Genomic DNA, 25924 nt, shown 5'->3' with positions numbered 1-25924 from the left:
AAAATCCCGCGACTAAATCCGCCCGATCGGTGCATACGGCGCCGGATCAATGATCGGCTCACGCCCCAGCATCACATCCGCAAACAACTGACACGACGCAGGCGCCAGCACCAAGCCATTACGGTAATGCCCGCAATTCAGCCAAAGCCCTTCGAACCCCGGCACCCGACCGATGTAAGGAATGCCCTCCGGCGAGCCCGGGCGCAAACCGGCCCAATGACCGACGACCTCGGCATCCGCCAGTGCAGGAATCAACTCCACCGCCGATGCCTTCAGGCTCTCCAGGGCAGATTCGGTCGGCGTTTTGTCGAAGCCTTCATGCTCCAGCGTACTGCCGATCAGAATGTGCCCGTCGCGCCGAGGAATCGCATAACGTCCCTTGGCCAGAACCATGCTCGGCAGGAAATCCGCTGCGCATTTGTAGAGAATCATCTGCCCTTTCACCGGTTCGACCGGCAGCTCCAGATCCAGGCTCTTGAGTAAATCACCGCTCCAGGCGCCCGCAGTCAGCACCACCTGATCACCATGAATCGCTCCCGCCGAGGTCTGCACCCCGACCACCGTAGCGCCTTCACGGATAAATCCGCTGACTTCACACTGCTCATGAATCGTCACGTTCGGCAGCGCCAGCAACGCAGCCTTGAGGGACTTCACCAGCCGCGGGTTGCGAACATTGGCCACATCGGCCATGTAGATCGCCCGGGAAAAACCGCTCCCCAATACCGGCACCGCGTCGTGAGCCGCCGAGATATCCACAGCCCGTAACGGACGGTTTTCCCGCTCGGCCCAGGCCAGCGCCTCGGCCTCGTCATCCAGGTCCAGCCAGTACAACCCGGTGGTATGCACCTCGGGATCGACACCGGTGGCGGCAAACAGTCGCTCACCCAGCTGTGGATAAAAATCCTGGGACCAATGCGCCAACGCGGTGACCGCCGGGCTGTAGCGCCACGGGTAGAGCGGAGAAACGATGCCGCCACCCGCCCAGGACGACTCCTGACCGACGTTCGAGCGATCCAGCAGCACAACGCTCTGCACTTCTGACGCGAGATTGAACGCCGTCAGCAGGCCAATCACGCCGCCGCCGACAATCACCACTTGCTGTTGCCTGGTCATGTTCTGATCCAACCGTTAAATAGACAGAGGGTACAAAAGGCACCCGGAAAAGGAACTCAGCGCCCCCAGCAATCCTTGGTCGTGGCCGTCGCATTGACCATGCTTCTGACGCCAGTGTTGGTGAGGGTGAAATCACCGCACTTGTCAGCGGCCATGGCCTTGCCGGGCTTGCGCACCGCCGTCAGCAGGAAGGTCTGATCGGTCAGGGTCGGGGTGATGGTGTAGAAGTCATTACCGGTGCTCAGGCCGGTGGCATTGGTGTAGACATTATTCTTCGAATAGTGGCGTTCAAGGATCTGCGCTTGTTCGGAGAGCAGGCCGGCGACTTCAGTGCGTCGGCCCTTGTTCACATACTCGGTGAGGCTCGGGTAGCCAATGGTGATGACGATCCCGATGATCGCAATCACGATCATGATTTCGATCAGGGTAAAACCTCGGTTGGATCTGCGCATGCCTCAACTCTCACTTACTGTATTTGCCGCCACATGATGCGACGGCTACCGCCGCTGCCGGGCTTTTCCACCAGGGAGCTGATGCCACCGCTGGAGTCGTTCACAATCTTGCGGGTCGCATTGTTGACGATCGCGTTCAGCGTCGGAATACCACCGGTGAAAATCACTCCGCTGGAGATCGAATCCTTGATGTCGACCAACCCGTCGCCATTGCTGTCGAGCACCGCGTAATTGAGCATCTTACCGCTGAATGCATCGAGCTCGACCAGTTTGCCGGTACCGAAACTGGCGCAAGGATCGGTGGTGTCGACGCTGGCCGTGGTGAACACGATCCGGCTGGCCACCAGATTGGCCTGATTGATTACCCGCTCTCCCGTCAGCACGTTGTTGTACACCAGCGGCAAGTACCAGCCTTTCTTCGCCGGGTAGATCACTTCGTTCTGGCTGGTGGTGATGAATTGCCCCGTGCTGCCCGAAAAAACGCCGGTCACCGCCTGCGCCTGCAAGCTGGAAGCGGTGACTTGTCCCGCGCCACCCTCCGCATCCCACACCGCGTAGAACGCCTGTAGATCCTTGTTGGTCTTGTCGGCCGCCTCATTGAATTTACCGGTACCGAAAAACACTTCCTTGCCGCCCAATGCGTGATCGGCCAGCAACGGTTGCGCAGTAATCGGTTGGGTCGCGCCGCCTGCCGTGGTGAAAAACGGCTTGCCGGAAAACGCCACGCCCCAGGTGTCGGAGCTAGTGCCACTCAAATCGAACTTCCACAATCGCCCTTTCAGATCGCCCCCATAGGCGGCCTGCACCACATTTTGCGAGTTGACCCTGAGCTTCACCGACGACAGGCCATTGGTGGTTTCCGTGCTGTCGACCACGATTTTCTTGATCAGCGAGCCGTCGCGGATATCCACCACATACAGCGCTGCCACCCCGGAGTTGCTGCCATAACCGTTGGAAATGAATGCCGCCCATCGACCGTCGGCCAAGCGTGCCACTTCCGGTCGCGCGTAGGCATAACCCAGATCATTGAAAACGTTCGCCGTGTTTGCTGTGGCCGGCGCGCTGATCTCCCACAACGCTTTCGTTACGTTACCGGCCGATGCGTCGAACAGTTGCAGTGCATAAAAGGTTTTGCCGCCCGCCCCTGTTCCTCCAATCGCCAGGGTTTTCCAGGCGCTGTCGAGTTGGGTATCGAACACGCCGACCTGACCGTCGACCAGGTATTTGTGGCTCACCCCATTGATGTAAGTGGGGTCAGCGATGTAGCGCAATGCTGGCAGCACACTGGAGGGCATATAACCGTAGCGTCTGACACCGCTGGTCGAGTTGATGACATTTACAAAACCGTCGTTGGCGTTCACCACAAGACTCGCGGTCATGTTGGCCGCTTTGATGGCGAGGTAGGAGCTGTAAGTGGTGTCACCCACCAGATCGGATGCGGTTTGGTCTGTGGGCCCGGCCAGCACGAGAGGTGAATTGATGATATCGCCGAGCAATACACTGCGCGTTCTCAATCCGGTTTTGTTGGTGCCTTTGCTCCACTCCACCAGATCGCTGCCGGTGATACCCGTGGGCAGGTCCTGGCTGAGAGAGGTCTGCTGCGCCGAGGAAAAATTGCCGTAGGCCAAGCTAACAGCGGCGTTGGTCACGGTATTCCAGGACTGGTAGGTCGGCGCGGTAGCACCGGGCACGATGGTGGTATCGGTCGTCCACAGCACTGCGGCCGTGTTCACCGCTCCATCCGATGTGAAGCCAAAAGACTTGATGGTGCCGCGCCAGTCCTTGGGGTCGTAGCTGGTCTGGAAGTAACTTGAATCGCTGGACAACGTCGTGCCGTTGGCCACACCACTGCCACCAGAGCCCGCCTTGGAGGTGATGTCGCTGAGGGCTGAAGACAGCGAGCTGTTGAGCCCGGTGTCATCAGTCGCCTGGTAGTACTTGCCCTGCCCGTAGGTCGCGGCGTCCGCCAGCATTTGGTTTGCCGCGGCAAACCCCACGGTGTAGGTACTCATGTTCTGCCGAGGAAAATCCGCGGCATCCCAGCTTTTGCCAGCGGCATCGACTCCCGTGGAGCGCATGTCGATATCGAAGGCAAACTTGGCGATGTCATCCAGGTACAGGGTATCGCCCTCGTCGTCGCCAAAGCGGTTAGCGCCATCGTTGTTGCTGATCCCGTCCCAGTTCGGCAAGAGGCTCCCAGCCAGCGGATCGTCAGGGGGAAAGGTTCGGTCGTAGGTGGGCAGTCCATCGGTGATCACCACCCCATAGTTTCTCTGGCAGCGATACTGAACCGGGCTGGTATAGGTGGTGGGCCTCGAGTTGTTGTACGGCGTCATGCCACGAAAATAACGGGTGATCTCGTAATAGGCTTCAGCCAAGGGCGTATTGGCCTGGGCGCTCAGTTCATCGATTCCGGCGATCAAGTCATTGTAGTTTTCATCGGCCTGAGCCTGGGTCACGGAGCCGCTGACGGCCGCCAAATCGCTGATCGAACGGACGATGTAACCGCCGTCATTCTTATGGTTGCCGACCGCCAGGTTGAACGTCGCCAGACCAATGCGCAGCGAGCGGTTGCTGGCAACCAACGTCTTGGAAACGTTGCGCGCCACATTCATCCGGTAATCATTGGGAATCGAGCCATCGGTGAAATCCCGGTCGGAATTTTTGGCGAGGCTTACCAGATACGACAGGTATTTCGCCGAATAGCGAGTGTCCTCCCCCCCCACCGGATCGGGAAGCTTCAGGCAAAACGAATCCTGACCGATAACACTGTTGCTATAAAAACCGTACCAATCCTTCGAACAGGTTCCTCGAGTCAAACTCGACAAGGAAATATTGCTGTCGGTCATATCAAGTTCCCGCCCTTTCGAGCAGGAGCCATTCGAGAGGCAAATACTCACCTGAGGACGCGCAATCGTCGGGTCGAAGTCTGCCGCCCAGATAATGCTGTTCATACTCCCCGAGTCATCGAGTAACAGCATCACATTGGGGGCCACGGCGGCGGCATTCAACAGCGGCGAATCCGAGGGTGTGAAGGCATATGTCGGCGCTGCCAGATAAAGGCTCGACGCCGCGCCGCAGAACAACTGCAACAACCAACGGCGCCAGCCTGTGCGGGCCTCAGTACTTCGCATAGATACTCTCCACCACACTGCGCGAGTTGCCCGCGATGCCCACGGCGGTCACCCGGTACAGCGTTGCCGACGTGTTGCTCGGCACGTTCACGGCAGTCAGGGTGGTGCCGATGTTCTGCACCCCGTAAAAGCCGCTACCAGAGGCGATCCAGGCCACCCCCGATGTTGAGTTGAACCCGGCGACGGTTATGACCGACGCTTCGGCCGGCGGCGCACATTGAATGGTGCCGCTGCAAACCGGCAAGGAATAGGTATCCAGTTGCACCGCGCTTTCGCCGACACGCAATGCCGCTTCTGCGCCCTGGAACGACTGGTTGCGCAGGATCACACTGCTGGCCATTTTTTCCTGCAACGTGGCGCTCTGCATTGATGAAAGCCCGATCAACGTCAGCACCAGGAGAAACACCAGGCTGACCAACAGCGCCATGCCGCGCTGGGCGTGAGGGGTCATGGGAGCATTTCTCATCGGCCCTCCCCTCATGGCAACCGGTTGCGCAAGGCGGCAACCACGTTGAAGGTTTGTTCGCGTACCCGGTCGTTGGGGTCGGTCAGCGTCAGCGTCAGTCGCACACTGCGGATTCTTGCCGGATCGGATGGGTTGCTGCTGTAGGTAGAGGCGGCCGAATCGGTGGCCGAACTGGCGAGGCCGAAGCTCACATTGAAGGCCCTGACATTGTTCACCAGCACCTGTTGCGTCGGCGTGCCGGCACCGGAGCCCATCAGCAGTTGGTTGTTGTTGAAGCTGTAGACCAATCGCCGGATCGGAAATGCCAACTGCCCAGACGTCGGCGTTCGTGCATCGGTGTAGGCCGTTGCGGTGTTGCGGCAATCGGAAATCACCGTCCAGGTTGGCACCCCGCCACTGCCGCCGACATCGGCGGTAACCAGCGTTAATTTAAGATTGGCATTGTCCCAACTGATCGGCGTGATTTGACTGGCGTTGAAGCTCCCGGCCGAGCTGGCGTCGATAATCGTGCCCAGGCAACCGAACATGCCGACCATGCGGATTTCCTGAATCATTTTGCTCAGGACGAACCGTGCATCTTCCTGCATGCCGGCGGCGGTGCTCTGACTGACGTAGGTGTTTTTAGCGGCGATAAAGATCTGCGCCACACCCAGCACCACAACCAGACTCAACGCCAGGGCGATCAGTAATTCGATAAGACCGAACCCTTTGCTGGCTCTGATCATGGTGTTGTCGCCGGATCAACGGTGGCGCGGCTGGTAAGGACAAAACTGCGGCGCGAATCGGCGGTATTGGCGGCCCGTGAGTCGTCCCAGGTAATGGTAATGGTGTACACCCGCTGGTTGCGGGTGATGCTGCCGGTCGCTGTGGCGCCGCCGAAATTGACGATGTTGCTGGTGAAATCGTAAAGGTCCTGATCCCGGGCCACGCTCAGGTTGCCCGAGGTCGGAGGCGTGACGGTGTAGTCGGCGCCGGAGTTGGCGCGAATGCGGTCCATCATGTCGTAGGCGATGAAACTCGCCTGGCTGGTCATCCGCGAGCTGTCAGTGTATTTCAGCGCATTGAGCTGAATCGCCGCCGCGCCCAACAACCCTACGGCCAGCACCAACAACGCGACCAGTACCTCGATCAGCGTCATGCCTTCCTGTGCGCGCTTGCTCCAACCCCTCATCCGCAACTTCCACCCAATAGAATTCGTCCGTTCAAACACACATTCAGCGTCCTGCTCTGCGCCCCCAGTACATAACCGATCACGACCGCCGTGGACGGCGCCGACAAACCTCCCAGATTGTTGAAATCAATTGCGGTCACTCCTGAGGTTAGCGTCAGAGTCGCCCCGCTGCTCATTGCTGGAACAACCCGCAATACATTGGCCGGATTGCCAGTACCGTCATAAACGGTCAACTCGCCGGTCCAGACACTGCCGTCTGCTGTCGGGCGAACCCGGGTGGTAACGCCCCGGTCGATAGCCTCAAGCCGGGCGAAATTGAGCGCGCGTTGCAGGTCGCCGATCTCGGTATCGGCCTTGGTGTTTTGCACCGCGCGGGTAAACGCCGGCACGGCCAAGGTGATCAGGATCAGAAACACGGCGAGCGCGATCAGCAGCTCGACCAGCGTGAAACCTTTTGTACGATGATCCATCGGTGCCCTCCGTTGCCGTCGGCTATACCTGCTTCTACACGCTAGAACATTCGACCGGCAGATGTACGGTTGTTTTGCCATTACTCGCGCAGGGATCGCGCGGGCCGCAGCACTCCAGGGAGGGAGATGACATGCATCAGCGAGGTTTCAGCCTGATCGAACTGCTCATGGGACTGACAATTGTCGGGATTGTTCTGCTGTTGGTCAGTCCGGCGTTTGCTGCACTGACTGAATCGAACTATCGCGAGCAGATGGCCGAGTCGCTTATCAGTGGTATACGCAACGCCAGAACCGTTGCCATCACTCGCAATCAGAGCGTCGTGATTCACGCCATCAACGGTGACTGGAGTGAGGGCTGGCGGATCATTCTGGATATCAGTGGCAAAGGGGCGGAGGACAACAGCAATCCGCTGCTGGTCGAGCGCGCGAGTGGCACTCAGGTGCCGATTGTCGGCAATTGGCCGGTCAGGCGATACATACGCTTCAACAGTAATGGCGAGCCACAGCTGCCCGGCCGGGCCTTTCAAGCGGGGACATTGCACATTTGCGCCGCCGGCGAACCGGTCACTCAGCTGCAGGTGGTGCTGGCTGCGACCGGCCGTGTCAGCCTGCGCAGCCATAAGGCTGAGCAGGCGCTGTGTCCAGCGGGCAAAAACGTTAAAGGAGGGAGCGCACGCGCAACTCTTTAGGCATGGAGAAGGTGATGTTCTCCTCGCGACCGGCCAGCTCATCGGCACCGGTAGCGCCCCACGCCTGTAACTGCTGGATCACGCCACGCACCAGCACTTCCGGTGCGGAGGCGCCAGCGGTGATGCCGATTCGCTCGACACCGTCGAACCAGCTCTTTTGCAGGTCTTCGGCGCCATCGATCAGATAGGCGGGAGTCGCCATGCGTTCAGCGAGTTCACGCAAACGATTGGAGTTGGAGCTGTTCGGGCTGCCGACCACCAGGACCACGTCGCATTCGTCGGCCAGTTGCTTGACCGCGTCCTGACGGTTTTGCGTGGCATAGCAGATGTCGTCCTTGCGCGGACCGCCAATGGCCGGGAACCGAGTACGCAAGGCGTCGATCACGCGACTGGTATCGTCCATGGACAGGGTAGTCTGGGTCACGAACGCCAGTCTTTCAGGGTTATTCACCTGCAATTCGGCGACGTCTTTTTCGTCTTCGACCAGATAGATCGCGCCGCCATTGCTGCCATCGTATTGGCCCATGGTGCCTTCGACTTCCGGGTGACCGGCGTGGCCGATGAGGATGCATTCACGGCCATCGCGGCTGTAGCGTGCCACTTCGATGTGTACCTTGGTCACCAGCGGGCACGTGGCGTCGAACACCTTCAGGCCACGGCCAGCGGCTTCAGTGCGCACAGCCTGGGAAACACCGTGGGCGCTGAAGATCACGATCACGTCATCGGGCACCTGATCCAGTTCTTCGACGAAAATTGCCCCGCGAGCACGCAGGTCTTCGACGACGAATTTGTTGTGGACCACTTCGTGGCGCACATAGATCGGCGGCCCGAAGACTTCCAGGGCGCGATTGACGATTTCGATCGCCCGGTCCACACCGGCGCAGAAGCCACGGGGGTTGGCGAGTTTGATTTGCATGCGGTGCCTCGTGTCTTGCGCGCAAGAAATAGCGAAAACAGTGAAAAACTTAATGTGGGAGCGAGCCTTTGTGGTGAGGGGATTTATCCCCTCGCCACAAAGGCTCGCTCCTACAAGTTACAACGATTTGACGTTGATGATCTCGACGTCAAAGGTCAATGCCTTGCCGGCCAGCGGGTGGTTGAAGTCGATGGTCACTTGCTCGTCATCGAACTCTTTCACAACGCCAGGCAGTTCAGTATTGGCCGCATCGTTGAAGATCACCAGCAAGCCAGGCGACAGATCCATGTCCTTGAACTGCGAGCGCGGGATGATCTGTACGTTCTGCGGGTTGGGTTGGCCAAAAGCGTTTTCCGGCGCAATCGTCAGCGTACGCTTGTCGCCAGCCTTGAAGCCGAACAGCGCTGCTTCGAAACCTGGCAACAGGTTGCCGTCGCCGACCTTGAAGGTCGCCGGGGCTTTGTCGAAGGTGCTGTCGACCGTGTCGCCGTTCTCCAGGCGCAGTGCAAAGTGCAAGGTGACTTCCGTGTTCTGGCGGATGCGTTGCTCAGCCAATACCTGTTCAGTCATGAACGGCTTCTCCGGTTTTCTTACTTTTGAACATGTCCAGCGCAAGCATTACGGCACCGACAGTGATTGCACTGTCAGCAAAGTTGAACGCCGGGAAATACCAGCGGTTCTGCCAATGCACCAGAATGAAATCGATCACATGGCCCAGGGCAATGCGGTCGTACAAATTACCCAGCGCGCCACCCAGCACCAGCGCCAAAGCGACGGCCAGCCAGGTTTCGTTACGCCCCAGGCGCTTGAGCCATACCACCAGCACGCCACTGACCACTGCAGCGATCAGGGCAAACAACCAGCGCTGCCAGCCGGAACTGTCGGCCAGGAAGCTGAATGCCGCACCCGTGTTATAGGCCAGGGTCCAGCTGAACAAATCGGGGATCACCACGATTTGCTGGAACATCTCGAGCTTGCCTTCGAAGTAGAACTTGCTGGCCTGGTCGATGACCAGGACCAGCAAACTCAACCAGAGCCAGCTCAGCCGTCCGAAACGGCCAACGGCATTAGGCATAGTGACGAACCTCGCCAGCGCCGCTGATGTTGTCGACGCAACGACCGCAGATTTCCGGATGCTCCGGGTTCACGCCGACGTCTTCACGGCAGTGCCAGCAACGGGCGCACTTGGCGTGGCTCGACTTGACCACTTGCAGTTTCAAACCGCTGACTTCGGTGACCACGGCATCGGCCGGCGCCTGAACGAACGGTGCAACGGTCGCGGTCGAGGTGATCAATACGAAGCGCAGTTCGTTGCTCAGCTTGGCCAGGTCGGCGCTCAGCGCCTCTTCGGCGAACAGCGTCACTTCGGCTTGCAGGTTGCCACCGACGGCCTTGGCCGCGCGCTGGATTTCCATTTCCTTGTTGACCGCGACCTTCACCGCCATGATCCGCTCCCAGTAGGCGCGGTCCAGCTCGACGTTTTCCGGCAGCTCGGTCAGACCTTCGTACCAGGTGTTGAGCATGACCGATTCGTTACGCTCGCCCGGCAGGTACTCCCACAATTCGTCAGCGGTGAACGCGAGGATCGGCGCGATCCAGCGCACCAGCGCTTCGGAGATGTGGTACAGCGCGGTTTGCGCCGAACGGCGCGCCTTGCTGTTGGCGCCAGTGGTGTACTGACGGTCCTTGATGATGTCGAGGTAGAAACCGCCCAGCTCCTGCACGCAGAAGTTGTGGATCTTGGAGTAGACGTTCCAGAAGCGGTATTCACCGTAGTGCTCTTGCAGCTCGCGTTGCAGCAGCAGGGTGCGGTCCACGGCCCAACGGTCCAGCGCCAGCATTTCTTCGGCCGGCAGGATGTCGGTGGCCGGGTTGAAGCCGGTCAGGTTCGAGAGCAGGAAGCGCGCGGTGTTACGGATCCGCCGGTAGGCGTCCGCACTGCGCTGCAGGATCTGCTCGGAAACCGCCATTTCACCCGAGTAATCGGTGGAAGCGACCCACAGACGCATGATGTCGGCGCCCAGGGTGTCGTTGACCTTTTGCGGCGCGATCACGTTGCCCAGGGACTTGGACATCTTGCGGCCGGACTCGTCGACGGTGAAGCCGTGGGTCAGCAGCTCGCGGTATGGCGCGTGGTTGTCGATGGCGCAACCGGTCAGCAACGACGAGTGGAACCAGCCCCGGTGCTGGTCCGAACCTTCCAGGTACAGGTCGGCACGTGGACCGGTTTCGTGGCCCATCGGGTGCGAACCGCGCAGAACGTGCCAGTGCGTAGTGCCCGAGTCGAACCAGACGTCCAGGGTGTCGCTGATCTTGTCGTACTGCGGCGCTTCGTCACCGAGCAACTCGGCGGCGTCCATCTTGAACCAGGCTTCGATGCCTTCGACTTCGACGCGCTTGGCGACTTCTTCCATCAGCTCGGCGGTACGTGGGTGCAGCTCGCCGCTTTCCTTGTTCAGGAAGAACGGAATCGGCACGCCCCAGTTACGCTGACGGGAGATGCACCAGTCCGGACGGTTGGCGATCATCGAGTGCAGGCGTGCCTGGCCCCAGGCCGGAACGAACTTGGTCTCTTCGATAGCTTTGATCGCCCGCTTGCGCAGGGTATCGCCGGTCACAGGTTCTTTGTCCATGCCGATGAACCACTGCGCGGTGGCGCGGTAGATCAGCGGGGTTTTGTGGCGCCAGCAGTGCATGTAGCTGTGTTCGATGATGCTGGTGTGCAGCAGCGCACCGACTTCGGTCAACTTGTCGACGATGGCCGGGTTGGCCTTCCAGATGAACTGGCCGCCGAAGAATTCCAGCGACGGTACGTAAACGCCGTTGCTTTGAACCGGATTGATGATGTCATCGTTGACCATGCCGTACTTCTTGCAGGTCACGAAGTCGTCCACGCCGTAGGCTGGCGAGGAGTGAACCACACCGGTGCCAGCGCCCAGTTCAACGTAGTCGGCCAGGTAAACCGGCGACAGGCGATCGTAGAACGGGTGACGGAAGTTGATCAGGTCCAGCTCTTTACCGGTGGTGGTCGCGATGACCGAGCCTTCCAGGTTGTAACGGGCCAGGCACGACTCGACCAGCTCTTCAGCCAGCACCAGCAGTTTGTCGCCGACGTCGACCAGGGCGTAGTTGAATTCCGGGTGAACGTTCAACGCCTGGTTGGCCGGGATGGTCCACGGGGTGGTGGTCCAGATCACGATCGAGGCAGGTTTGGCCAAGGACTCCAGCCCGAAAGCGGCAGCCAGTTTGGCCTCGTCGGCAATCGAGAATGCCACGTCGATGGTCGAGGACTTTTTGTTCTCGTACTCGACTTCTGCTTCAGCCAAAGCCGAACCGCAGTCGAAGCACCAGTTCACAGGCTTGAGGCCCTTGAACACGAAACCGCCCTTGACGATTTCGGCCAGGGCACGGATTTCGCCGGCCTCGTTTTTGAAGTCCATGGTCTTGTACGGGTTGGCAAAGTCGCCCAACACGCCCAGACGGATGAATTCGGATTTCTGGCCTTCGATCTGCTCGGTGGCGTAGGCACGGCACAGTTCGCGGGTCTTGTCCGCGCCCAGGTTCTTGCCGTGGGTCACTTCGACTTTGTGCTCGATCGGCAGACCGTGGCAGTCCCAGCCCGGAACATAAGGCGCGTCGAAACCCGAGAGGGTTTTCGAGCGGATGATCATGTCCTTGAGAATCTTGTTCAGCGCATGACCGATGTGAATCGTGCCGTTGGCGTACGGAGGACCGTCGTGAAGTACGAACTTCGGACGATCCTTGCCAATCTCGCGCAACTTACCGTACAGGCCAATGCTGTCCCAGCGCTGCAGAATCTGCGGTTCGCGCTGAGGCAGGCCGGCCTTCATTGGGAAGGCGGTGTCCGGAAGGTTTAGCGTGGCTTTATAGTCGGTCATTTAAGGCTCTTCATTAGCGATTGGCGCTAGGTGCGACAGGGCACGGGCGGCGGCAACATCCGCATTGATCGCCGTCTTAAGCGCCTCCAGAGAGGCGAAACGCTGCTCTTCACGCAGCTTGTGGTGGAAAACCACCGTCAAACGCCGGTCATACAGATCGCCGGCAAAATCTAAAAGATGCACTTCGAGGTGGGCTTTGCCATCACCTTGAACGGTTGGCCGCACGCCAATGTTGGCGACGCCTGGCCAGGTCTTGCCGTCGATGTCGACGTTGACCAGGTAAACCCCGGTCAGCGGCACGCGACGACGCTTGAGTTGTATGTTGGCCGTCGGCGTACCCAACTGGCGCGCCAGCTTCTGGCCATGCAGGACCCGCCCGGCAATCCGGAACGGACGCCCGAGCAGTCGCTCGGCCAGGGCAAAATCGGCAGCGGCCAGGGCATTGCGGACCTGGGTACTGCTGACGCGAATACCGTCGAGTACGACCGTCTGTGCTGCTTCGACGGTAAAACCTTGCAGGACGCCGGCCTGTTGCAGGAAATCGAAATCCCCTACCCGGTCACAGCCGAAACGGAAATCGTCACCGACCTCCAGGTGCTGGACACCGAGGCCGTCCACCAGAATGGTATCGACGAATTCGGCGGCGCTGAGCTTGCTCAGGCGCTGGTTGAAGGCCAGGCACAGGACCCGGTCGACACCTTCTTCGGCCAGCAGCTGCAGTTTGTCCCGCAGCCGGGCCAGACGGGCCGGTGCCGTGTCCGGGGCGAAAAACTCCCGCGGCTGCGGCTCAAAAATCACCACGCAGCTGGGCACGCCCAACTCGAGCGCACGCTCACGGAGCCTCGCCAGGATAGCCTGGTGGCCGCGGTGAACACCATCAAAGTTGCCAATAGTGGCGACACAGCCCCGATGCTGGGGGCGCAGGTTGTGGAGGCCTCGAACCAGCTGCATAACGCGCTTCTTGCTCATAAAGTGGTCGATTATAACCACACCCGGCGGCCGACGACAGGCAACACCGTAACCCAAAGTGATCGAGCCGACAAAACCGTCGATTCGCCCGTGTTTATCGAGGTCATGACCTCAGCTCAGCGCTTTGCGATTGAAGTCGCGCAAACGGAAGCCCATCAACAGCAACATGCCGAAATAAGCCACCACACCGGCAACGACCAATGCACCCAGACGCAGGAACCGCTCCAGCATATGCCCTTGATCCCAGGCTGGCATGAAATGCATTCCGACCAGTAACACAGCCGACATCACCAACACCGCTATCAACAGCTTGAAGCCAAATTTCGCCCAACCCGGTTGCGGTTCATACATCTGCTGTTTGCGCAGCTGATAGAACAGCAGCCCGGCGTTAATGCACGCGCCGATGCTGATGGCCAGCGCCAGGCCGGCATGGGCCAGCGGGCCGATCAACATCAGGTTGAACAACTGGGTAACGACCAGGGTAAAAATCGCAATTTTTACCGGTGTGCGGATGTTTTGTTGCGCATAAAAGCCCGGCGCCAGCACTTTTATCACGATAATCCCGAGCAAACCGACCGAATAAGCGATCAGCGCCCGTTGGGTCATGGAGGCGTCAAACGCGCTGAACTGGCCGTACTGGAACAAGGAAACCGTCAACGGTTCGGCGAGAATCCCCAGTGCCAGTGAGCACGGCAACACCAACATAAAGCACAGGCGCAGCCCCCAATCGAGGATCCGCGAATATTCTTGGCGATCCTTGCTGGCGTAGGTCTTGGCCAGGGTCGGCAAGAGAATCGTGCCCAGCGCCACGCCCAGCACACCGGACGGTAATTCCATCAAACGGTCGGCGTAGTACATCCAGGACACGGAACCGGCGACCAGGAACGAGGCGAAAATAGTATTGATGATCAGCGAAATCTGGCTCACGGACACGCCGAGAATCGCCGGCAGCATTTGTTTCATGACCCGCCAGACGCCGCTGTCACGCAGGTTCAGGCGCGGCAACACCAGCAGTCCGAGCTTTTTCAGGTGCGGCAGCTGATAGAGCAATTGCGCCAGACCACCCACCAGCACTGCCCAGCCCAGCGCCATCACCGGCGGATCGAAGTACGGGGTCAGGAACAGCGAAAAGACGATCATGCTGACGTTGAGCAGTGTCGGTACAAAGGCCGGCACCGAGAAACGGTTGTAGGTATTGAGGATCGCACCGGCCAATGAAGACAGGGATATCAGCAAGATATAAGGAAAGGTCACGCGCAACAGGCTGGCCGTCAGCTCGAATTTTTCCGGCGTATCGGCGAAACCTGGCGCGGTCGCCCAGATGACCCACGGCGCAGCGAGCATGCCCAAAGCGGTGACCACCGCCAGCACCAGTGTCAGCAGGCCCGAGACGTAGGCAATGAAGGTTCGCGTCGCCTCCTCGCCCTTCTGGCTTTTATATTCGGCAAGAATCGGTACGAATGCCTGGGAAAAAGCCCCCTCGGCGAAGATCCGTCGCAGCAGATTGGGCAATTTGAAGGCGATAAAGAAGGCGTCAGTCGCCATCCCTGCGCCAAATATGCGCGCAATGAGAGTGTCACGAACGAACCCCAGAATCCGGGAAAGCATCGTGATAGAGCTGACAGCGGCTAACGATTTGAGCAGATTCATTGAAAGAGTTTGTGCCTGTCGATAAACAGCAGGCGAACAAAGCGCCTACTTATGCGATACTCCGCGCCGCAGCAGCACAGAGCCAAAGCTCGCGAGTTTACAGGTCAAGCGCCGGAAATAAATATCCCGCCTCTTTATACCTACCACTTAGCGGAACGTCTCAACCGCCCTTGACAAGACATCAACTCATCGGCATGATTCGCGGCCTATTTTGTTTGCTATTTCCTAAAAAGTCTTTCGAGGAGCTCGACGGTGGCCAACACACCTTCCGCCAAAAAACGTGCAAAACAGGCTGAGAAGCGTCGCAGCCACAACGCCAGCCTGCGTTCCATGGTTCGTACCTACATCAAGAATGTAGTTAAAGCCATCGACGCAAAAGACGCTGAAAAAGCTCAAGCTGCTTACGTTCTGGCCGTGCCAGTTATCGACCGTATGGCCGATAAAGGCATCATCCACAAGAACAAGGCTGCTCGTCATAAGAGCCGCCTGAACGGTCACGTCAAGGCTCTGAACCTTGCTGTTGCCGCATAAGCGATAAGCTTGTTAAAAAACCGACCTCAGGGTCGGTTTTTTATTGCCTGCGATTTGGCAACAACAGCGCAAAAAAAATGGGAAGGGGCAGCCCCTTCCCATATTTTTGATCTTCTTTAGATTACTGCGCCTGCGCCCACGGCAGGATCGGGATGGCGGTGACCGCATTCTGCGGACTACCCTCGATCACACGATCGCTATAGACCAGGTACACCAGCGTATTGCGCTTCTTGTCGAGGAATCGCACCACCTGCATGGTTTTGAACACCAGCGACGTGCGCTCCTTGAACACCTCGTCACCATCCTTCAACTCTCCTTTGAAGCTGATCGGTCCGACCTGACGACAAGCGATAGACGCTTCCGCGCGATCTTCAGCCAACCCCAAACCACCCTTCACGCCACCCGTCTTGGCCCGCGACAGGTAGCAAGTCACACCCTCGACCTTTGGATCATCAAACGCTTCGACGACGATGCGGTCGTTCGGACCGACAAACTTGAACACCGTCGACACCTGACCAATCTCCTCGGCCGAGGCCAGCAACGGCATCATCAACAGCAGACCCAACAATCCTTTTGCCACGCGCATTCAGGTATTCCTTCAGACCAGGATCAGGTTATCGCGATGAACCAGTTCCGGCTCCGCCATATAACCCAACAGACCGACAATCGCCTCAGACGACTGACCGATGATTTTTTGTGCCTCCAGCGCGCTGTAGTTGGCCAGGCCTCGAGCGATTTCACGACCATCCGGCGCCACGCAAACCACCATCTCGCCACGACGGAAGCTGCCCTGGACCAATTTGACCCCCACAGGCAGCAAACTTTTGTTGCCCTGGGACAGCGCCACCACCGCACCGGCATCCAGCACGAGCGTGCCGCGGGTTTGCAGGTGCCCGGCCAGCCATTGCTTGCGCGCTGCCAGCATGCCGCGCTCGGGCGACAGCAAGGTGCCGATGCGCTCACCAGCCTTGAGACGATCCAGCACGCGCTCAATACGCCCACCAACGATGATGGTGTGCGCACCGGAGCGAGCCGCCAGCCGCGCAGCACGCAATTTTGTCTGCATACCCCCACGACCCAGCGCACCACCCGTACCGCCCGCCACCGCATCCAGCGCCGGATCATCGGCGCGCGCTTCGTAAATCAGGTTGGCGTCAGGGTTGTTGCGCGGATCGGCGTCGAACATGCCGTCACGATCAGTAAGGATCACCAGCAAGTCAGCCTCGACCAGGTTGGCTACCAACGCTGCCAGGGTGTCGTTGTCGCCGAAACGTATTTCGTCGGTGACCACGGTGTCGTTCTCGTTGATCACCGGAATAACTTTCAGCTCGACCAGCGCACGCAAGGTGCTACGGGCATTCAGGTAGCGCTTGCGGTCGGACAAGTCATCGTGAGTGAGGAGAATCTGCGCGGTATGCCGGCCATGCACGGCAAAGCTCGATTCCCAGGCCTGCACCAACCCCATCTGACCGATGGCGGCGGCGGCCTGCAGCTCGTGCATCGCACTGGGTCGCACGGTCCAGCCCAAGCGGCTCATGCCGGCCGCCACCGCTCCGGAGGACACCAGCACCAGCTCGACGCCAGCCTCATGCAAAGCCACCATCTGCTCGACCCAAACACTCATTGCCGCGCGATCCAGACCCTTGCCGTCCGCTGTCAGCAAAGCGCTGCCGATCTTCACGACCCAACGCCGCGCACCTGTCACCTTGCTCCGCATCATCTTCAACCTTAGCTTGAGGACAGCGCGACCTGGCACTGCCCGTAACGTTATTCGTGGTTATTCGTGACCAACTATCGATTTCCAGATACTAAAACGCCGCTCCAGTGAGCGGCGTTTAAGTCTATCGCAACGAATCAGTCACGCACGTAAATGATTTCCGGACCGTCTTCGTCATCCACATCTTCTTCATCCCAATCATCGTCGCCGATGTCGTGGACCGACTTCACGCCGCTACGGCGCAGGGCACGCTGGTCATCCAGGGCCTGCAACTGAGCACGGGCTTCGTCTTCGATGCGCTGATCGAGTTCGGCCAACTCTTCCTTATACGCAGGGTCGGCAGCCAGACGATCGGCACGATCTTCCAGATAACGCATGATGTCGTGACACAGACGCTCGGTACCCAGCTTGGAGATCGCCGAGATCACATAGACAGGACCGGTCCACTCCAGGCGATCTACGATCTCCTTGACGCGCTCGTCGTGCTCCTCCTCAAGAATCTGGTCGCACTTGTTCAGCACCAACCAACGATCGCGCTCAGCCAGGGACGGGCTGAACTTGGTCAGTTCGCTGACGATCACTTCGGCAGCATCCGGAGCGCTGGTGTCATCCAGCGGCGCCATGTCCACGAGGTGCAGCAACAGACGGGTACGCGACAAGTGCTTGAGGAAGCGAATCCCCAGGCCTGCGCCGTCGGAAGCACCTTCGATCAGGCCCGGAATGTCCGCGACCACAAAGCTTTTCCAGCGATCGACACTGACCACACCCAGGTTCGGCACCAGCGTGGTGAACGGGTAGTCGGCGACTTTCGGCTTGGCGGCCGATACAGCGCGGATCAGGGTACTTTTACCGGCGTTCGGCAAGCCCAGCAGGCCGACGTCAGCCAATACCTTCATTTCCAGCTTCAGGTCACGCGCCTCGCCCGGCTTACCCGGAGTGGTCTGGCGCGGAGCACGGTTGGTACTGGATTTGAATCGGGTGTTACCCAGACCGTGCCAGCCGCCATGAGCCACCAGCAGTTTCTGGCCAGCTTTGGTCAGGTCGCCGATCACTTCCTGGGTGGCAGAGTCGATGACGGTAGTGCCGACCGGAACACGCAGGACCAGCTCTTCACCTTTTTTGCCGGTGCAGTCAGTGCTGCCGCCGTTGGAACCACGCTCGGCATCAAAGTGCCGGGTGTAACGGTAGTCCACCAGGGTGTTGAGGTTTTCGTCGGCGATCATGTAGACCGAGCCGCCATCACCACCATCACCGCCGTTCGGGCCGCCGTTTTCAATGAATTTTTCGCGACGGAAGCTCATGCAACCGTTGCCGCCGTCACCGGCCTTTACTCGAATCGATACTTCATCAACAAACTTCATAACAAAACGCCTCTCGTCATACGGACGAGCCGAAAAACACTAAGACATAAGACTCTTGCAAAAATGAGCGCAGCGACCTCAATCAACGACCGCAAATCCAGCGCTGGAGCCCATCACAAACAGCTTTGCAAGAGACTCACCCCACAAACGAAAAAGCCCCGTCGCGAGACAGGGCTTTTCCAGCAACTACGCAATTATGCCGCGACGACTTCAGTCTTCGGGACAATGCTTACGTAACGACGACCGAAGGCGCCCTTTACTTCGAACTTGATCACGCCGTCGATTTTAGCGAACAGAGTGTGATCCTTGCCCATGCCAACGCCGTAGCCAGCGTGGAATTGGGTGCCGCGCTGACGCACGATGATGTTGCCCGGAATGATAACCTGGCCGCCATACATCTTCACGCCAAGGCGTTTGGCTTCTGAGTCGCGACCGTTACGGGTACTACCACCAGCTTTTTTGTGTGCCATGAGTCAATTCTCCTAGTGAGGAATTAGGCTGAAATTAAGCCTGAATACCGGTGATTTTGATCTCGGTGTACCACTGGCGGTGGCCCATACGCTTCATGTGGTGCTTACGACGACGGAACTTGATGATGCGGACTTTATCGTGACGACCTTGGGAGATCACTTCAGCCACAACGGTAGCGCCAGCAACAACTGGAGCGCCGATGTTCACGTCATCGCCATTGGCGACCAACAGAACGCGATCAAAAGTTACGGATTCGCCGGTAGCGATTTCCAGTTTTTCGATCTTCAGGTATTCACCTGGGGCGACCTTGTATTGCTTGCCACCAGTAACAATTACTGCGTACGACATGGTATTTCTCCGATAATCCTGCTCACCCAGCTCTTTATAAGAAGAGGTATTGGCTGGCATGGCTGCATTGGGCTGGAAGGCCTGTTTGCAATTGCGTAAGGCAGGTGCTGCCCAGGAAGTTCAGGGTGCGCGATTGTACGCAAGCTGCCGAGGCGATGCAAGAGGCCGTCCATCGTGCCTTGACACCCGCCGACGTGGGTCCTAGCATGCCGCGCAACCCTTCTGGAGCAACTGTCGCTGATGCAACCCCAAGCTTTCTACCGCGCGGTGGCGGACGATTTTAGCGCCGTCGACGGCATCATCAAGAAGCAGCTGACTTCCCGAGTGCCGCTGGTATCGAAAATCGGCGATTACATTACCTCGGCTGGCGGTAAACGCCTGCGTCCTCTATTAGTGTTGCTGTGTGGCAAGGCACTGGGGCGCGAAGGCGATGACCTGCGCCTGCTGGCCGCGACCATCGAGTTCCTGCACACCGCAACCCTGCTGCATGACGACGTAGTCGACATGTCCGGCATGCGCCGTGGCCGCTCGACCGCCAACGCCATGTGGGGCAACGCCCCGAGCGTACTGGTGGGCGACTTCCTGTATTCGCGGTCCTTCGAAATGATGGTCGAACTGGGCTCCATGCCGGTGATGAAAATCCTTTCGCAAGCCACGCGCATCATCGCCGAAGGCGAAGTGTTGCAACTGTCGAAGGTTCGTGACGCCAGCACCACCGAAGAGACCTACATGGAAGTCATCCGCGGCAAGACCGCGATGCTCTTCGAGGCCTCGACACACAGTGCTGCTGCGCTTTGCGAAGCGACATCGGAACAGTCGGAAGCCCTGCGTACATTCGGCGATCATCTGGGCGTGGCGTTCCAATTGGTCGACGACCTGCTGGACTATAAAGGCGACGCCGAAACCCTGGGCAAAAACGTCGGCGATGATCTGGCTGAAGGCAAGCCGACCTTGCCGCTGATCTACACCATGCGCGAAGGCACGCCGGAGCAGGCTGCCCTGGTACGCAAGGCGATCCAGAAAGGCGGCATCGAAGACCTGGAAAGCATCCGCGAAGCCGTCGAAGCGTCTGGTTCGCTGGATTACACCGCGCAACTGGCCCGTGACTACGTGGCCCGCGCGATCAAATGCCTCGATGCACTGCCTGCCAGCGAATACCGCGATGCTCTGGTCGAGCTGAGCGAGTTTGCGGTCGCCCGCACGCACTGATTCATCCCCCTGTGGGAGCCCCCTCGCCACGGGCCGCTCCCACAGGTTATTTAGCGCCACGCCCTCTTCGGCCTAAAACCCTATATAATGTGCGACTTTTAGCGATCCTCAATCCAAGGAGCTTTAGTGAGCACGTTGCCACCCTGCCCAAAATGCAATTCCGAATACACCTACGAAGACGGCGCCCAGTTGATCTGCCCTGAGTGCGCCCACGAGTGGTCCGCCAGCGGCGAAGCCGAAGCAGTGTCCGATGACACCGTGAAAAAGGATTCGGTCGGCAATGTCCTGCAGGACGGCGACACCATCACCGTGATCAAGGACCTCAAGGTCAAAGGCACATCGCTGGTGGTCAAGGTCGGTACCAAGGTCAAGAACATCCGCCTGTGCGATGGTGATCACGACATCGACTGCAAGATCGACGGCATCGGCCCGATGAAGCTCAAATCCGAGTTCGTCAGAAAAGTCTGAGCCTGCTGTATTCCATCCCGCGTCCTGCGTGGGATGGTGCTTCCCCCTCCCCCGCTTCGCCCAGCAATCCCTCGCAATAGCCAAACGCCAGCCGTTTTGACCTTACGCAACCTTTACCCTTAAAAAAACACAAACCGCCAATAGGTCCTTGCTATTTGATGAATAAGAATTATTCTCATTGAAACCCATCAATGGAGATGAGACCCATGACTTATTTGATCGACGCCTGGCTGGACCGCCCACACCCTTACCTCAGGATCCTGCATCGGGAAACCGGGGAAGTCTGTGCGGTGCTTGAAGAAGAAGCCTTGAACGAGCTGCAGGATCAGGGTGATCTGGACGTCAACGGCTTGAGTTCCAGCGAGCCGGTGGTGCTCAAGGAACTGGTGCGCAATCTGTTTCTGTTCTGCTATGCCCGGGCATTGCGCCCGTCTCATGATCTCAATACAAAGTTCGAGGTATGAAGATCACTGCAAAAACTGTGGGAGCGAGCCTGCTCGCGAAGGCTGACTAGCATTCAACATTTCAGTCGATTGTTATGCCGCTATCGCGAGCAGGCTCGCTCCCACATTAGCCCGACGTAGCATCGGGCCAGGTATTACAGAACGTCGAGCAGCTCGACGTCGAACACCAGCACGCTGTGCGGCGGAATGCTGCCAACGCCTTGAGCGCCGTAAGCCAGTTCGCTCGGCACGTACAGACGCCATTTGCTGCCGGCGTTCATCAGTTGCAGGGCTTCGGTCCAGCCAGCGATCACGCCGCCAACCGGGAATTCTGCAGGCTGACCACGATCGTAGGAGCTGTCGAACACAGTGCCGTCGATCAGAGTGCCGTGGTAGTGAGTGCGTACTTGATCTTCACGGGTTGGCTTGGCGCCTTCACCTTGAGTCAGCACTTCGAATTGCAGGCCGGAAGCCAGGGTGGTGATGCCGTCACGCTTGGCGTTTTCAGCCAGGAATGCCAGGCCTTCGCCAGCAGCGGCTTCAGCTTTGGCAGCTGCTTCAGCTTGCATGATTTCGCGAATGACCTTGAAGCTCGCGGACATTTCTTCCTGACCTACACGGCTTTCCTTACCGGCGAAAGCGTCAGTCAGACCTGCCAGGATTGCGTCCAGGCTAACGCCCGGCGGCGGGTTGTCGCGCAGTTGGTCGCCCAACTGACGGCCAATACCGTAGCTGACGCGGGTTTCGTCGGTGGACAGATTTACTTCGGACATGACACTGCTCCGCTGTGCGGACGGCCCTGGAACTCGCCGTGCGTACACAGCGCGCCCCGGAGCGCCCGGAACCAAAAGGGCCAGCAGACTAGCACAGATGCCATTGAGTTGATGAGAGCTGTCAGTGCTGCCACGCGATGGGTACCTTCAGGCTCTCTTCGGAACTGGCACCGAGCCCACACATCTCGTCATGAACCGAAATGTGTACAAGGTTGAACGGCAAGCTGGGAAAGGCATGAAGCACTTCACGCGCATGCTCGACCGAACGCAAATGAAACATCTGGCCGCGGGCATCACTCAATGGGTACGCCGCGCCATGCATCCGCGCTTCCAATAGATAGATCCCGCCTTCCATCGAGATCAGGTTGAGTTCATCAATCTTCCCGGCGATGGCATAGGCATTCAACTCTTGCAGGTTCATGAACACACCTCACACAGTGGCGAGCCAAGATCATTACAGGCATAGGCCTCGGCGCTTCAAAGTACAAGCCATAAACGACACCGCCCGTCTGTTTCGCAACATTCGGGCGGTTGGGTATACCGGTAAAAGCGATCAGTGCTTGGTCAGCTTATCCAGATAGCCCATGGCAAACGCCGAAATCACGAAGGTCATGTGGATGATCACGTACCACTTCAAATGCTCGGGATCGACGTTCTTGGCGTCCATGAAAATCCGCAGCAGGTGGATGGACGAAATGGCGACGATGGAAGCGGCCACCTTCATCTTCAATGAAGAAGAATCCATGGTGCCCAGCCAGTTGAGCTTTTCCTTGTCATCGTCGATGTCCAGTTGGGAGACGAAGTTCTCGTAGCCGGAAATCATCACCATCACCAGCAAACCGCCTACCAGCGCCATGTCGATCAGCGAGAGCAGCACCAGAATCAGATCCGACTCGGCCATCGAGAACACGTTAGGGATGACGTGGAAGACTTCCTGGAAGAATTTCAGCGCCAGGGCCAGCAGCCCAAGGGACAGACCGAAGTAGATTGGCGCCAGCAGCCAGCGACTGGCGTACATTGCGTTTTCGATAAAGCGTTCCATTGACTCTCACACGTGGGGTTGAAAATGGCTGCGAGTATACCAGCCGCCTGTCTATACCCAGAAGCAGACAGAAACCGTTGGGAAATCCGCAACCTGCGCGTGTGTGACAAGGTTTTTCTGCTAGTGTCCAAAGCAATGACAGCTCAGCGACAGCGGACAGGAAGACGGGAAATGGATGTGCGATTGCCTTTAACGAGCGCCGGAATTTGCCTGGCTTTGCTGATGAGTGCCTGCTCACCCAGCGAGGAGAAGCGCCAGGTCAGCCTCGAGGAAAGGACGGCGCAGTTCGAGAAGTCTCTGGAGGCGATTCAGGACCCAAAGCTCAAGGATGCCGTGGCTGAACTTGGCGGCTCACTGTTGTTGCTTGAGCGTGCGCAACTCAAGCTCGACAGCAAACCGGTGGAAACAGAATATGGCGAAGACGCCCTCGCGATCCTCAAGCACTATCCGACGCCCCAGGCTTTGGTCGACACGTATATCAACGGCCTGTTCGTGCTGCACAAGGATTCCAGTTCCGACTACCTGACCGACCTGCAACCGGTGTTCCCCTTCAACTTCAACATTCCGGCCGCGTATCTCTTTCCCCATAGTCTTGAATGGCAATCGGTAACTTTGAGCAACAAACGCGTCATTCAATATCAACCGGAATGGTCAGAAACCGATCCTGGAATTCAACTGAGCCCATCGAGCTCAAACCTGACCAACCCTGAAGACCTGACGGTGACCTACCCCTTCATCGATGGCCTGGGTGTCGAAAACACGAAACAGCCACAACCGGTGAGCCTGCAAGGCAAGGTGGAAATCATCGCGCCGCATCGGCTCTACAGTTTCGACCTGACGAAAAAGGACGTTGGCCAGACTCGCACCAACGACAACCTCAGCGTTACCCTGCTCAACCTTGCAAACAACTATGCCGAAATCGAATTCAACAACAGCGCGCCGCTGGCCCCGGAGGTCAGCCAAATACCGTTGAACCCGCTGATCGTCCAGGCCAGGGATAGCACCGGACAATTTCTCTCGCGCTCAGGCTCGATCAACGAAACCTCCGCACAAATAGCCTTCTATCAAAAACAACTGGCGAAAATGCAACAGCAGAAAGCCTGGAGCGAGAGCTTCGAAGAACAGCTCGAGGAAGAACAGCGCGCCTTTGAGAAGCAACAGAGCCGCCAGTATTCCAAGGTGTACTTCAACGGGCCGATCGAAACGCTTGAGGTCAGCGTACTGGACTTTTCAACGGCCACGGTGACTCGCAAGGACTTGAATCTGCCGGTACTTCGCTTCGACCCACATACCACGCAAAAGACCATCCAGCCCCTGACGCTGCCGGTGGTGGTGTACGACGACCAGGCCCCGAGCTGGCTCAAGGGCGCCACACTTGGCGAGGAACAACTGAAAAAAAGCGTCCGCATCAGTCAGTCGGTCGAAGACCCCAGCGCCGCGCGTATCGACTTCGATCACCCCAAAAGCTTCAATGATGAGCTGCTCGGCACCTCCTTCAACCCTGGCGAAAGCCCGGTCAGCTTCTTTACCGAGGACAGTAACGGCAAGCGCGATGAGCCGATCGAATTGCCGCCCGAGGCTTATCAGGTCGATCCCCTGCGCGGCACTATCACCTACGACTTGAACCTGTTTCCGGAAACGCCGGCTTACGCAGTGGGCTCCATGCCGTTGTTTCTCGCCAGCATCGAAAAGAAAACCATCGACGCCCACCAGCTGCCCAAAGGGCTGACGCTCAAAGGCAATGCGTTGGTGGTTGATCTGAAGCAGTTTCCCGCCCAGGACTGGCGTTTCTTCGCCAAGGACGACAGCGGCAATTATCTGAAGGAGATTCTGGCGGTCAGCCACGATGCGAGCGCAGAAGGCCCGGCATTATTGGGGGTGCATTATTTCTACGGGCAACCAACCCGCCTGGAAACCTATCAACGAACCGACCTCTCCACCGTGCAATATGGCTTTGAGGTCAAACTCGATAAGGCGGACACCTCCCACCTTGTTCAATAGTTTGCTCAATGCTCGGGCCGAAACTCGAAGCCTCCAGAGTTGCGGCAGCGGCCACCATTGATTTCCCGCAACTGAGCTTGCAGGTGCAGGCACCAGATTTGCGGATCATCGGCCAGCTCATAGCCATGCAGGGTGAGACTTTCAACGATGGTGTCGAGGATCGACTCAGCCACAAAGGGGCCATGAAACGGGCCCTGGGCTTTAATGGCAGAAGGTTGTTCGCCGGCCATTCCGGCGGCGAAGAGTAAGGTCCACATGCCCGTATCTCCCGCCAATGGGCGGATGGCACACTCGATACGGGTCACAAGGCCCAGGCATTGGCGGGTGAGGCAGAGGTTGCGCGACATGGCGGCGACCCTCGGTAGATCCGGTATTCAACCCCCACGGGAGGGCTGTCTCGATCCAGTGATTACTGTCGATATCCTTGACCTGAGAATAGAGGAAAAGTCTGACTAGCACGTCAAGCGGGACCAGAAGGCGCCGAATGGTCATTGTGTGAATATTGACGTCAGAGTGATGGCACTTTTTCAGCGTTCACTTAATACAAGTGTGGGAGCGAGCCTGCTCGCGATAGCGGACTTCCAGCCAACACATGTGCTGGATGGCAGTGCGTCATCGCGAGCAGGCTCGC

The 25924-nt window shown here is 58.4% G+C and carries 28 protein-coding genes; 6 read left to right on the top strand and 22 right to left on the bottom strand.

Features of this window, described 5'->3' with window-relative positions:
- Nucleotides 1-12: 12 nt before the first annotated feature.
- Genes thiO through ACQ4OB_RS05545 form a run of 7 tightly spaced genes read right to left on the bottom strand, consistent with a single transcriptional unit; the run spans nt 13 to nt 6806 of the window.
- Entirely contained in the window at nt 13-1113 is a 1101-nt protein-coding gene (gene thiO, locus ACQ4OB_RS05575; RefSeq protein ID WP_074871013.1) for a glycine oxidase ThiO, read from the bottom strand.
- A gap of 56 nt (nt 1114-1169) precedes the next feature.
- Nucleotides 1170-1565, bottom strand: coding sequence for a type IV pilin protein (locus ACQ4OB_RS05570; protein WP_430955255.1), 396 nt, complete (start codon nt 1563-1565; stop codon nt 1170-1172).
- Between the two features lie 14 nt (nt 1566-1579).
- Complete coding sequence (locus ACQ4OB_RS05565) at nt 1580-4699, bottom strand: pilus assembly protein (protein WP_430955254.1); 3120 nt, start codon at nt 4697-4699, stop codon at nt 1580-1582.
- A complete protein-coding gene (locus tag ACQ4OB_RS05560) occupies nt 4686-5165 on the bottom strand; it encodes a pilus assembly PilX family protein (protein WP_074871018.1) in 480 nt (159 codons plus the stop codon). Before ACQ4OB_RS05560 ends, ACQ4OB_RS05565 begins: the two co-directional genes overlap by 14 nt.
- Before the next feature lie 11 nt (nt 5166-5176).
- The gene (locus ACQ4OB_RS05555) at nt 5177-5890 is read right to left on the bottom strand and encodes a PilW family protein (protein ID WP_430955253.1); all 714 of its coding nucleotides are present in this window, start codon (nt 5888-5890) and stop codon (nt 5177-5179) included.
- Nucleotides 5887-6336 (bottom strand): type IV pilus modification protein PilV, encoded by a 450-nt coding sequence (gene pilV, locus ACQ4OB_RS05550; protein WP_008068413.1) that lies wholly within the window; start codon nt 6334-6336, stop codon nt 5887-5889. The genes ACQ4OB_RS05555 and pilV overlap by 4 nt, the downstream gene beginning before the upstream one ends.
- Entirely contained in the window at nt 6333-6806 is a 474-nt protein-coding gene (locus ACQ4OB_RS05545; protein WP_430955252.1) for a GspH/FimT family pseudopilin, read from the bottom strand. Before ACQ4OB_RS05545 ends, pilV begins: the two co-directional genes overlap by 4 nt.
- A gap of 131 nt (nt 6807-6937) precedes the next feature.
- On the opposite strand from ACQ4OB_RS05545, the gene ACQ4OB_RS05540 reads away from it, so the two are divergent.
- The gene (locus tag ACQ4OB_RS05540) at nt 6938-7495 is read left to right on the top strand and encodes a GspH/FimT family pseudopilin (protein ID WP_430955251.1); all 558 of its coding nucleotides are present in this window, start codon (nt 6938-6940) and stop codon (nt 7493-7495) included.
- Here ACQ4OB_RS05540 and ispH read toward each other — a convergent pair.
- The 6 genes from ispH to murJ all read right to left on the bottom strand — a co-directional run bounded on the left by ispH (nt 7464) and on the right by murJ (nt 14929).
- A complete protein-coding gene (gene ispH, locus ACQ4OB_RS05535; protein ID WP_007901894.1) occupies nt 7464-8411 on the bottom strand; it encodes a 4-hydroxy-3-methylbut-2-enyl diphosphate reductase in 948 nt (315 codons plus the stop codon). The genes ACQ4OB_RS05540 and ispH overlap by 32 nt on opposite strands.
- Nucleotides 8412-8528: 117 nt before the next feature.
- Nucleotides 8529-8966: an FKBP-type peptidyl-prolyl cis-trans isomerase gene (gene fkpB / locus ACQ4OB_RS05530; protein WP_174553778.1), complete on the bottom strand. Its 438-nt coding sequence runs from the start codon at nt 8964-8966 to the stop codon at nt 8529-8531.
- A gap of 7 nt (nt 8967-8973) precedes the next feature.
- Nucleotides 8974-9486, bottom strand: coding sequence for a signal peptidase II (gene lspA / locus ACQ4OB_RS05525; protein WP_074871028.1), 513 nt, complete (start codon nt 9484-9486; stop codon nt 8974-8976).
- Nucleotides 9479-12310: an isoleucine--tRNA ligase gene (gene ileS, locus ACQ4OB_RS05520; RefSeq protein ID WP_074871030.1), complete on the bottom strand. Its 2832-nt coding sequence runs from the start codon at nt 12308-12310 to the stop codon at nt 9479-9481. Before ileS ends, lspA begins: the two co-directional genes overlap by 8 nt.
- Nucleotides 12311-13261 (bottom strand): bifunctional riboflavin kinase/FAD synthetase, encoded by a 951-nt coding sequence (gene ribF, locus ACQ4OB_RS05515; RefSeq protein WP_074871032.1) that lies wholly within the window; start codon nt 13259-13261, stop codon nt 12311-12313.
- Between the two features lie 129 nt (nt 13262-13390).
- On the bottom strand, nt 13391-14929 hold the full coding sequence (murJ, locus tag ACQ4OB_RS05510) for a murein biosynthesis integral membrane protein MurJ (protein ID WP_430955250.1): 1539 nt from the start codon (nt 14927-14929) through the stop codon (nt 13391-13393).
- 252 nt (nt 14930-15181) lie between these two features.
- Here murJ and rpsT point away from each other — a divergent pair, with 252 nt between their 5' ends.
- The gene (gene rpsT / locus ACQ4OB_RS05505; RefSeq protein ID WP_008154937.1) at nt 15182-15460 is read left to right on the top strand and encodes a 30S ribosomal protein S20; all 279 of its coding nucleotides are present in this window, start codon (nt 15182-15184) and stop codon (nt 15458-15460) included.
- 121 nt (nt 15461-15581) lie between these two features.
- Here rpsT and ACQ4OB_RS05500 read toward each other — a convergent pair whose 3' ends face one another.
- The 5 genes from ACQ4OB_RS05500 to rplU form a co-directional block, all read right to left on the bottom strand.
- Nucleotides 15582-16046 carry a CreA family protein gene (locus ACQ4OB_RS05500; RefSeq protein WP_074871037.1) on the bottom strand — a complete coding sequence of 155 codons (465 nt, stop codon included), beginning with the start codon at nt 16044-16046 and terminating at the stop codon, nt 15582-15584.
- A 12-nt stretch (nt 16047-16058) separates the two neighbouring features.
- The gene (gene proB / locus ACQ4OB_RS05495; RefSeq protein ID WP_430955278.1) at nt 16059-17177 is read right to left on the bottom strand and encodes a glutamate 5-kinase; all 1119 of its coding nucleotides are present in this window, start codon (nt 17175-17177) and stop codon (nt 16059-16061) included.
- 137 nt (nt 17178-17314) lie between these two features.
- Nucleotides 17315-18538 (bottom strand): Obg family GTPase CgtA, encoded by a 1224-nt coding sequence (gene cgtA / locus ACQ4OB_RS05490; RefSeq protein WP_076029690.1) that lies wholly within the window; start codon nt 18536-18538, stop codon nt 17315-17317.
- A 194-nt stretch (nt 18539-18732) separates the two neighbouring features.
- Nucleotides 18733-19008, bottom strand: a complete 276-nt coding sequence (gene rpmA, locus ACQ4OB_RS05485) for a 50S ribosomal protein L27 (RefSeq protein ID WP_017340859.1) — start codon at nt 19006-19008, stop codon at nt 18733-18735.
- A gap of 34 nt (nt 19009-19042) precedes the next feature.
- Nucleotides 19043-19357, bottom strand: a complete 315-nt coding sequence (gene rplU, locus ACQ4OB_RS05480; RefSeq protein ID WP_003176051.1) for a 50S ribosomal protein L21 — start codon at nt 19355-19357, stop codon at nt 19043-19045.
- 240 nt (nt 19358-19597) lie between these two features.
- On the opposite strand from rplU, the gene ACQ4OB_RS05475 reads away from it, so the two are divergent.
- The 3 genes from ACQ4OB_RS05475 to ACQ4OB_RS05465 all read left to right on the top strand — a co-directional run bounded on the left by ACQ4OB_RS05475 (nt 19598) and on the right by ACQ4OB_RS05465 (nt 21498).
- Nucleotides 19598-20566 (top strand): polyprenyl synthetase family protein, encoded by a 969-nt coding sequence (locus ACQ4OB_RS05475; protein ID WP_033054288.1) that lies wholly within the window; start codon nt 19598-19600, stop codon nt 20564-20566.
- A 126-nt stretch (nt 20567-20692) separates the two neighbouring features.
- Nucleotides 20693-21034: a zinc ribbon domain-containing protein YjdM gene (locus ACQ4OB_RS05470; protein WP_008154270.1), complete on the top strand. Its 342-nt coding sequence runs from the start codon at nt 20693-20695 to the stop codon at nt 21032-21034.
- Nucleotides 21035-21240: 206 nt separating this feature from the next.
- Nucleotides 21241-21498, top strand: coding sequence for a PA4570 family protein (locus ACQ4OB_RS05465; protein WP_018925879.1), 258 nt, complete (start codon nt 21241-21243; stop codon nt 21496-21498).
- 134 nt (nt 21499-21632) lie between these two features.
- Here ACQ4OB_RS05465 and ACQ4OB_RS05460 read toward each other — a convergent pair whose 3' ends face one another.
- The 3 genes from ACQ4OB_RS05460 to ACQ4OB_RS05450 form a co-directional block, all read right to left on the bottom strand.
- Nucleotides 21633-22250: an FKBP-type peptidyl-prolyl cis-trans isomerase gene (locus ACQ4OB_RS05460; RefSeq protein ID WP_046048787.1), complete on the bottom strand. Its 618-nt coding sequence runs from the start codon at nt 22248-22250 to the stop codon at nt 21633-21635.
- Between the two features lie 121 nt (nt 22251-22371).
- Nucleotides 22372-22671 (bottom strand): DUF6482 family protein, encoded by a 300-nt coding sequence (locus ACQ4OB_RS05455; protein ID WP_074871044.1) that lies wholly within the window; start codon nt 22669-22671, stop codon nt 22372-22374.
- Between the two features lie 132 nt (nt 22672-22803).
- A complete protein-coding gene (locus ACQ4OB_RS05450) occupies nt 22804-23292 on the bottom strand; it encodes a TIGR00645 family protein (protein ID WP_033054284.1) in 489 nt (162 codons plus the stop codon).
- A 171-nt stretch (nt 23293-23463) separates the two neighbouring features.
- On the opposite strand from ACQ4OB_RS05450, the gene ACQ4OB_RS05445 reads away from it, so the two are divergent.
- Nucleotides 23464-25293, top strand: coding sequence for a hypothetical protein (locus ACQ4OB_RS05445; protein ID WP_430955249.1), 1830 nt, complete (start codon nt 23464-23466; stop codon nt 25291-25293).
- Nucleotides 25294-25298: 5 nt separating this feature from the next.
- On the opposite strand, the gene ACQ4OB_RS05440 is transcribed toward ACQ4OB_RS05445, so the two are convergent.
- Nucleotides 25299-25640: a hypothetical protein gene (locus ACQ4OB_RS05440; RefSeq protein WP_074871047.1), complete on the bottom strand. Its 342-nt coding sequence runs from the start codon at nt 25638-25640 to the stop codon at nt 25299-25301.
- Nucleotides 25641-25924: the final 284 nt, after the last annotated feature.

It is taken from the genome of Pseudomonas sp. ES4 (assembly GCF_050586665.1).
GTDB classification, from domain to species: domain Bacteria; phylum Pseudomonadota; class Gammaproteobacteria; order Pseudomonadales; family Pseudomonadaceae; genus Aquipseudomonas; species Aquipseudomonas frederiksbergensis.
Note: the sequence above shows the minus strand (reverse complement) of the source record. Positions and strands in the feature narration are given on the sequence as shown.

Excerpts from the sequence above, each read along its gene's own strand:
- thiO (WP_074871013.1), bottom strand. The coding sequence starts at position 1,113 with ATGACCAGGCAACAGCAAGTGGTGATTGTCGGCGGCGGCGTGATTGGC.
- ACQ4OB_RS05570 (WP_430955255.1), bottom strand. The coding sequence starts at position 1,565 with ATGCGCAGATCCAACCGAGGTTTTACCCTGATCGAAATCATGATCGTG.
- ACQ4OB_RS05565 (WP_430955254.1), bottom strand. The coding sequence starts at position 4,699 with ATGCGAAGTACTGAGGCCCGCACAGGCTGGCGCCGTTGGTTGTTGCAG.
- ACQ4OB_RS05560 (WP_074871018.1), bottom strand. The coding sequence starts at position 5,165 with ATGAGAAATGCTCCCATGACCCCTCACGCCCAGCGCGGCATGGCGCTG.
- ACQ4OB_RS05555 (WP_430955253.1), bottom strand. The coding sequence starts at position 5,890 with ATGATCAGAGCCAGCAAAGGGTTCGGTCTTATCGAATTACTGATCGCC.
- pilV (WP_008068413.1), bottom strand. The coding sequence starts at position 6,336 with ATGAGGGGTTGGAGCAAGCGCGCACAGGAAGGCATGACGCTGATCGAG.
- ACQ4OB_RS05545 (WP_430955252.1), bottom strand. The coding sequence starts at position 6,806 with ATGGATCATCGTACAAAAGGTTTCACGCTGGTCGAGCTGCTGATCGCG.
- ACQ4OB_RS05540 (WP_430955251.1), top strand. The coding sequence starts at position 6,938 with ATGCATCAGCGAGGTTTCAGCCTGATCGAACTGCTCATGGGACTGACA.
- ispH (WP_007901894.1), bottom strand. The coding sequence starts at position 8,411 with ATGCAAATCAAACTCGCCAACCCCCGTGGCTTCTGCGCCGGTGTGGAC.
- lspA (WP_074871028.1), bottom strand. The coding sequence starts at position 9,486 with ATGCCTAATGCCGTTGGCCGTTTCGGACGGCTGAGCTGGCTCTGGTTG.
- ileS (WP_074871030.1), bottom strand. The coding sequence starts at position 12,310 with ATGACCGACTATAAAGCCACGCTAAACCTTCCGGACACCGCCTTCCCA.
- ribF (WP_074871032.1), bottom strand. The coding sequence starts at position 13,261 with ATGCAGCTGGTTCGAGGCCTCCACAACCTGCGCCCCCAGCATCGGGGC.
- murJ (WP_430955250.1), bottom strand. The coding sequence starts at position 14,929 with ATGAATCTGCTCAAATCGTTAGCCGCTGTCAGCTCTATCACGATGCTT.
- ACQ4OB_RS05500 (WP_074871037.1), bottom strand. The coding sequence starts at position 16,046 with ATGCGCGTGGCAAAAGGATTGTTGGGTCTGCTGTTGATGATGCCGTTG.
- proB (WP_430955278.1), bottom strand. The coding sequence starts at position 17,177 with ATGCGGAGCAAGGTGACAGGTGCGCGGCGTTGGGTCGTGAAGATCGGC.
- cgtA (WP_076029690.1), bottom strand. The coding sequence starts at position 18,538 with ATGAAGTTTGTTGATGAAGTATCGATTCGAGTAAAGGCCGGTGACGGC.
- rpmA (WP_017340859.1), bottom strand. The coding sequence starts at position 19,008 with ATGGCACACAAAAAAGCTGGTGGTAGTACCCGTAACGGTCGCGACTCA.
- rplU (WP_003176051.1), bottom strand. The coding sequence starts at position 19,357 with ATGTCGTACGCAGTAATTGTTACTGGTGGCAAGCAATACAAGGTCGCC.
- ACQ4OB_RS05475 (WP_033054288.1), top strand. The coding sequence starts at position 19,598 with ATGCAACCCCAAGCTTTCTACCGCGCGGTGGCGGACGATTTTAGCGCC.
- ACQ4OB_RS05465 (WP_018925879.1), top strand. The coding sequence starts at position 21,241 with ATGACTTATTTGATCGACGCCTGGCTGGACCGCCCACACCCTTACCTC.
- ACQ4OB_RS05460 (WP_046048787.1), bottom strand. The coding sequence starts at position 22,250 with ATGTCCGAAGTAAATCTGTCCACCGACGAAACCCGCGTCAGCTACGGT.
- ACQ4OB_RS05455 (WP_074871044.1), bottom strand. The coding sequence starts at position 22,671 with ATGAACCTGCAAGAGTTGAATGCCTATGCCATCGCCGGGAAGATTGAT.
- ACQ4OB_RS05450 (WP_033054284.1), bottom strand. The coding sequence starts at position 23,292 with ATGGAACGCTTTATCGAAAACGCAATGTACGCCAGTCGCTGGCTGCTG.
- ACQ4OB_RS05445 (WP_430955249.1), top strand. The coding sequence starts at position 23,464 with ATGGATGTGCGATTGCCTTTAACGAGCGCCGGAATTTGCCTGGCTTTG.
- ACQ4OB_RS05440 (WP_074871047.1), bottom strand. The coding sequence starts at position 25,640 with ATGTCGCGCAACCTCTGCCTCACCCGCCAATGCCTGGGCCTTGTGACC.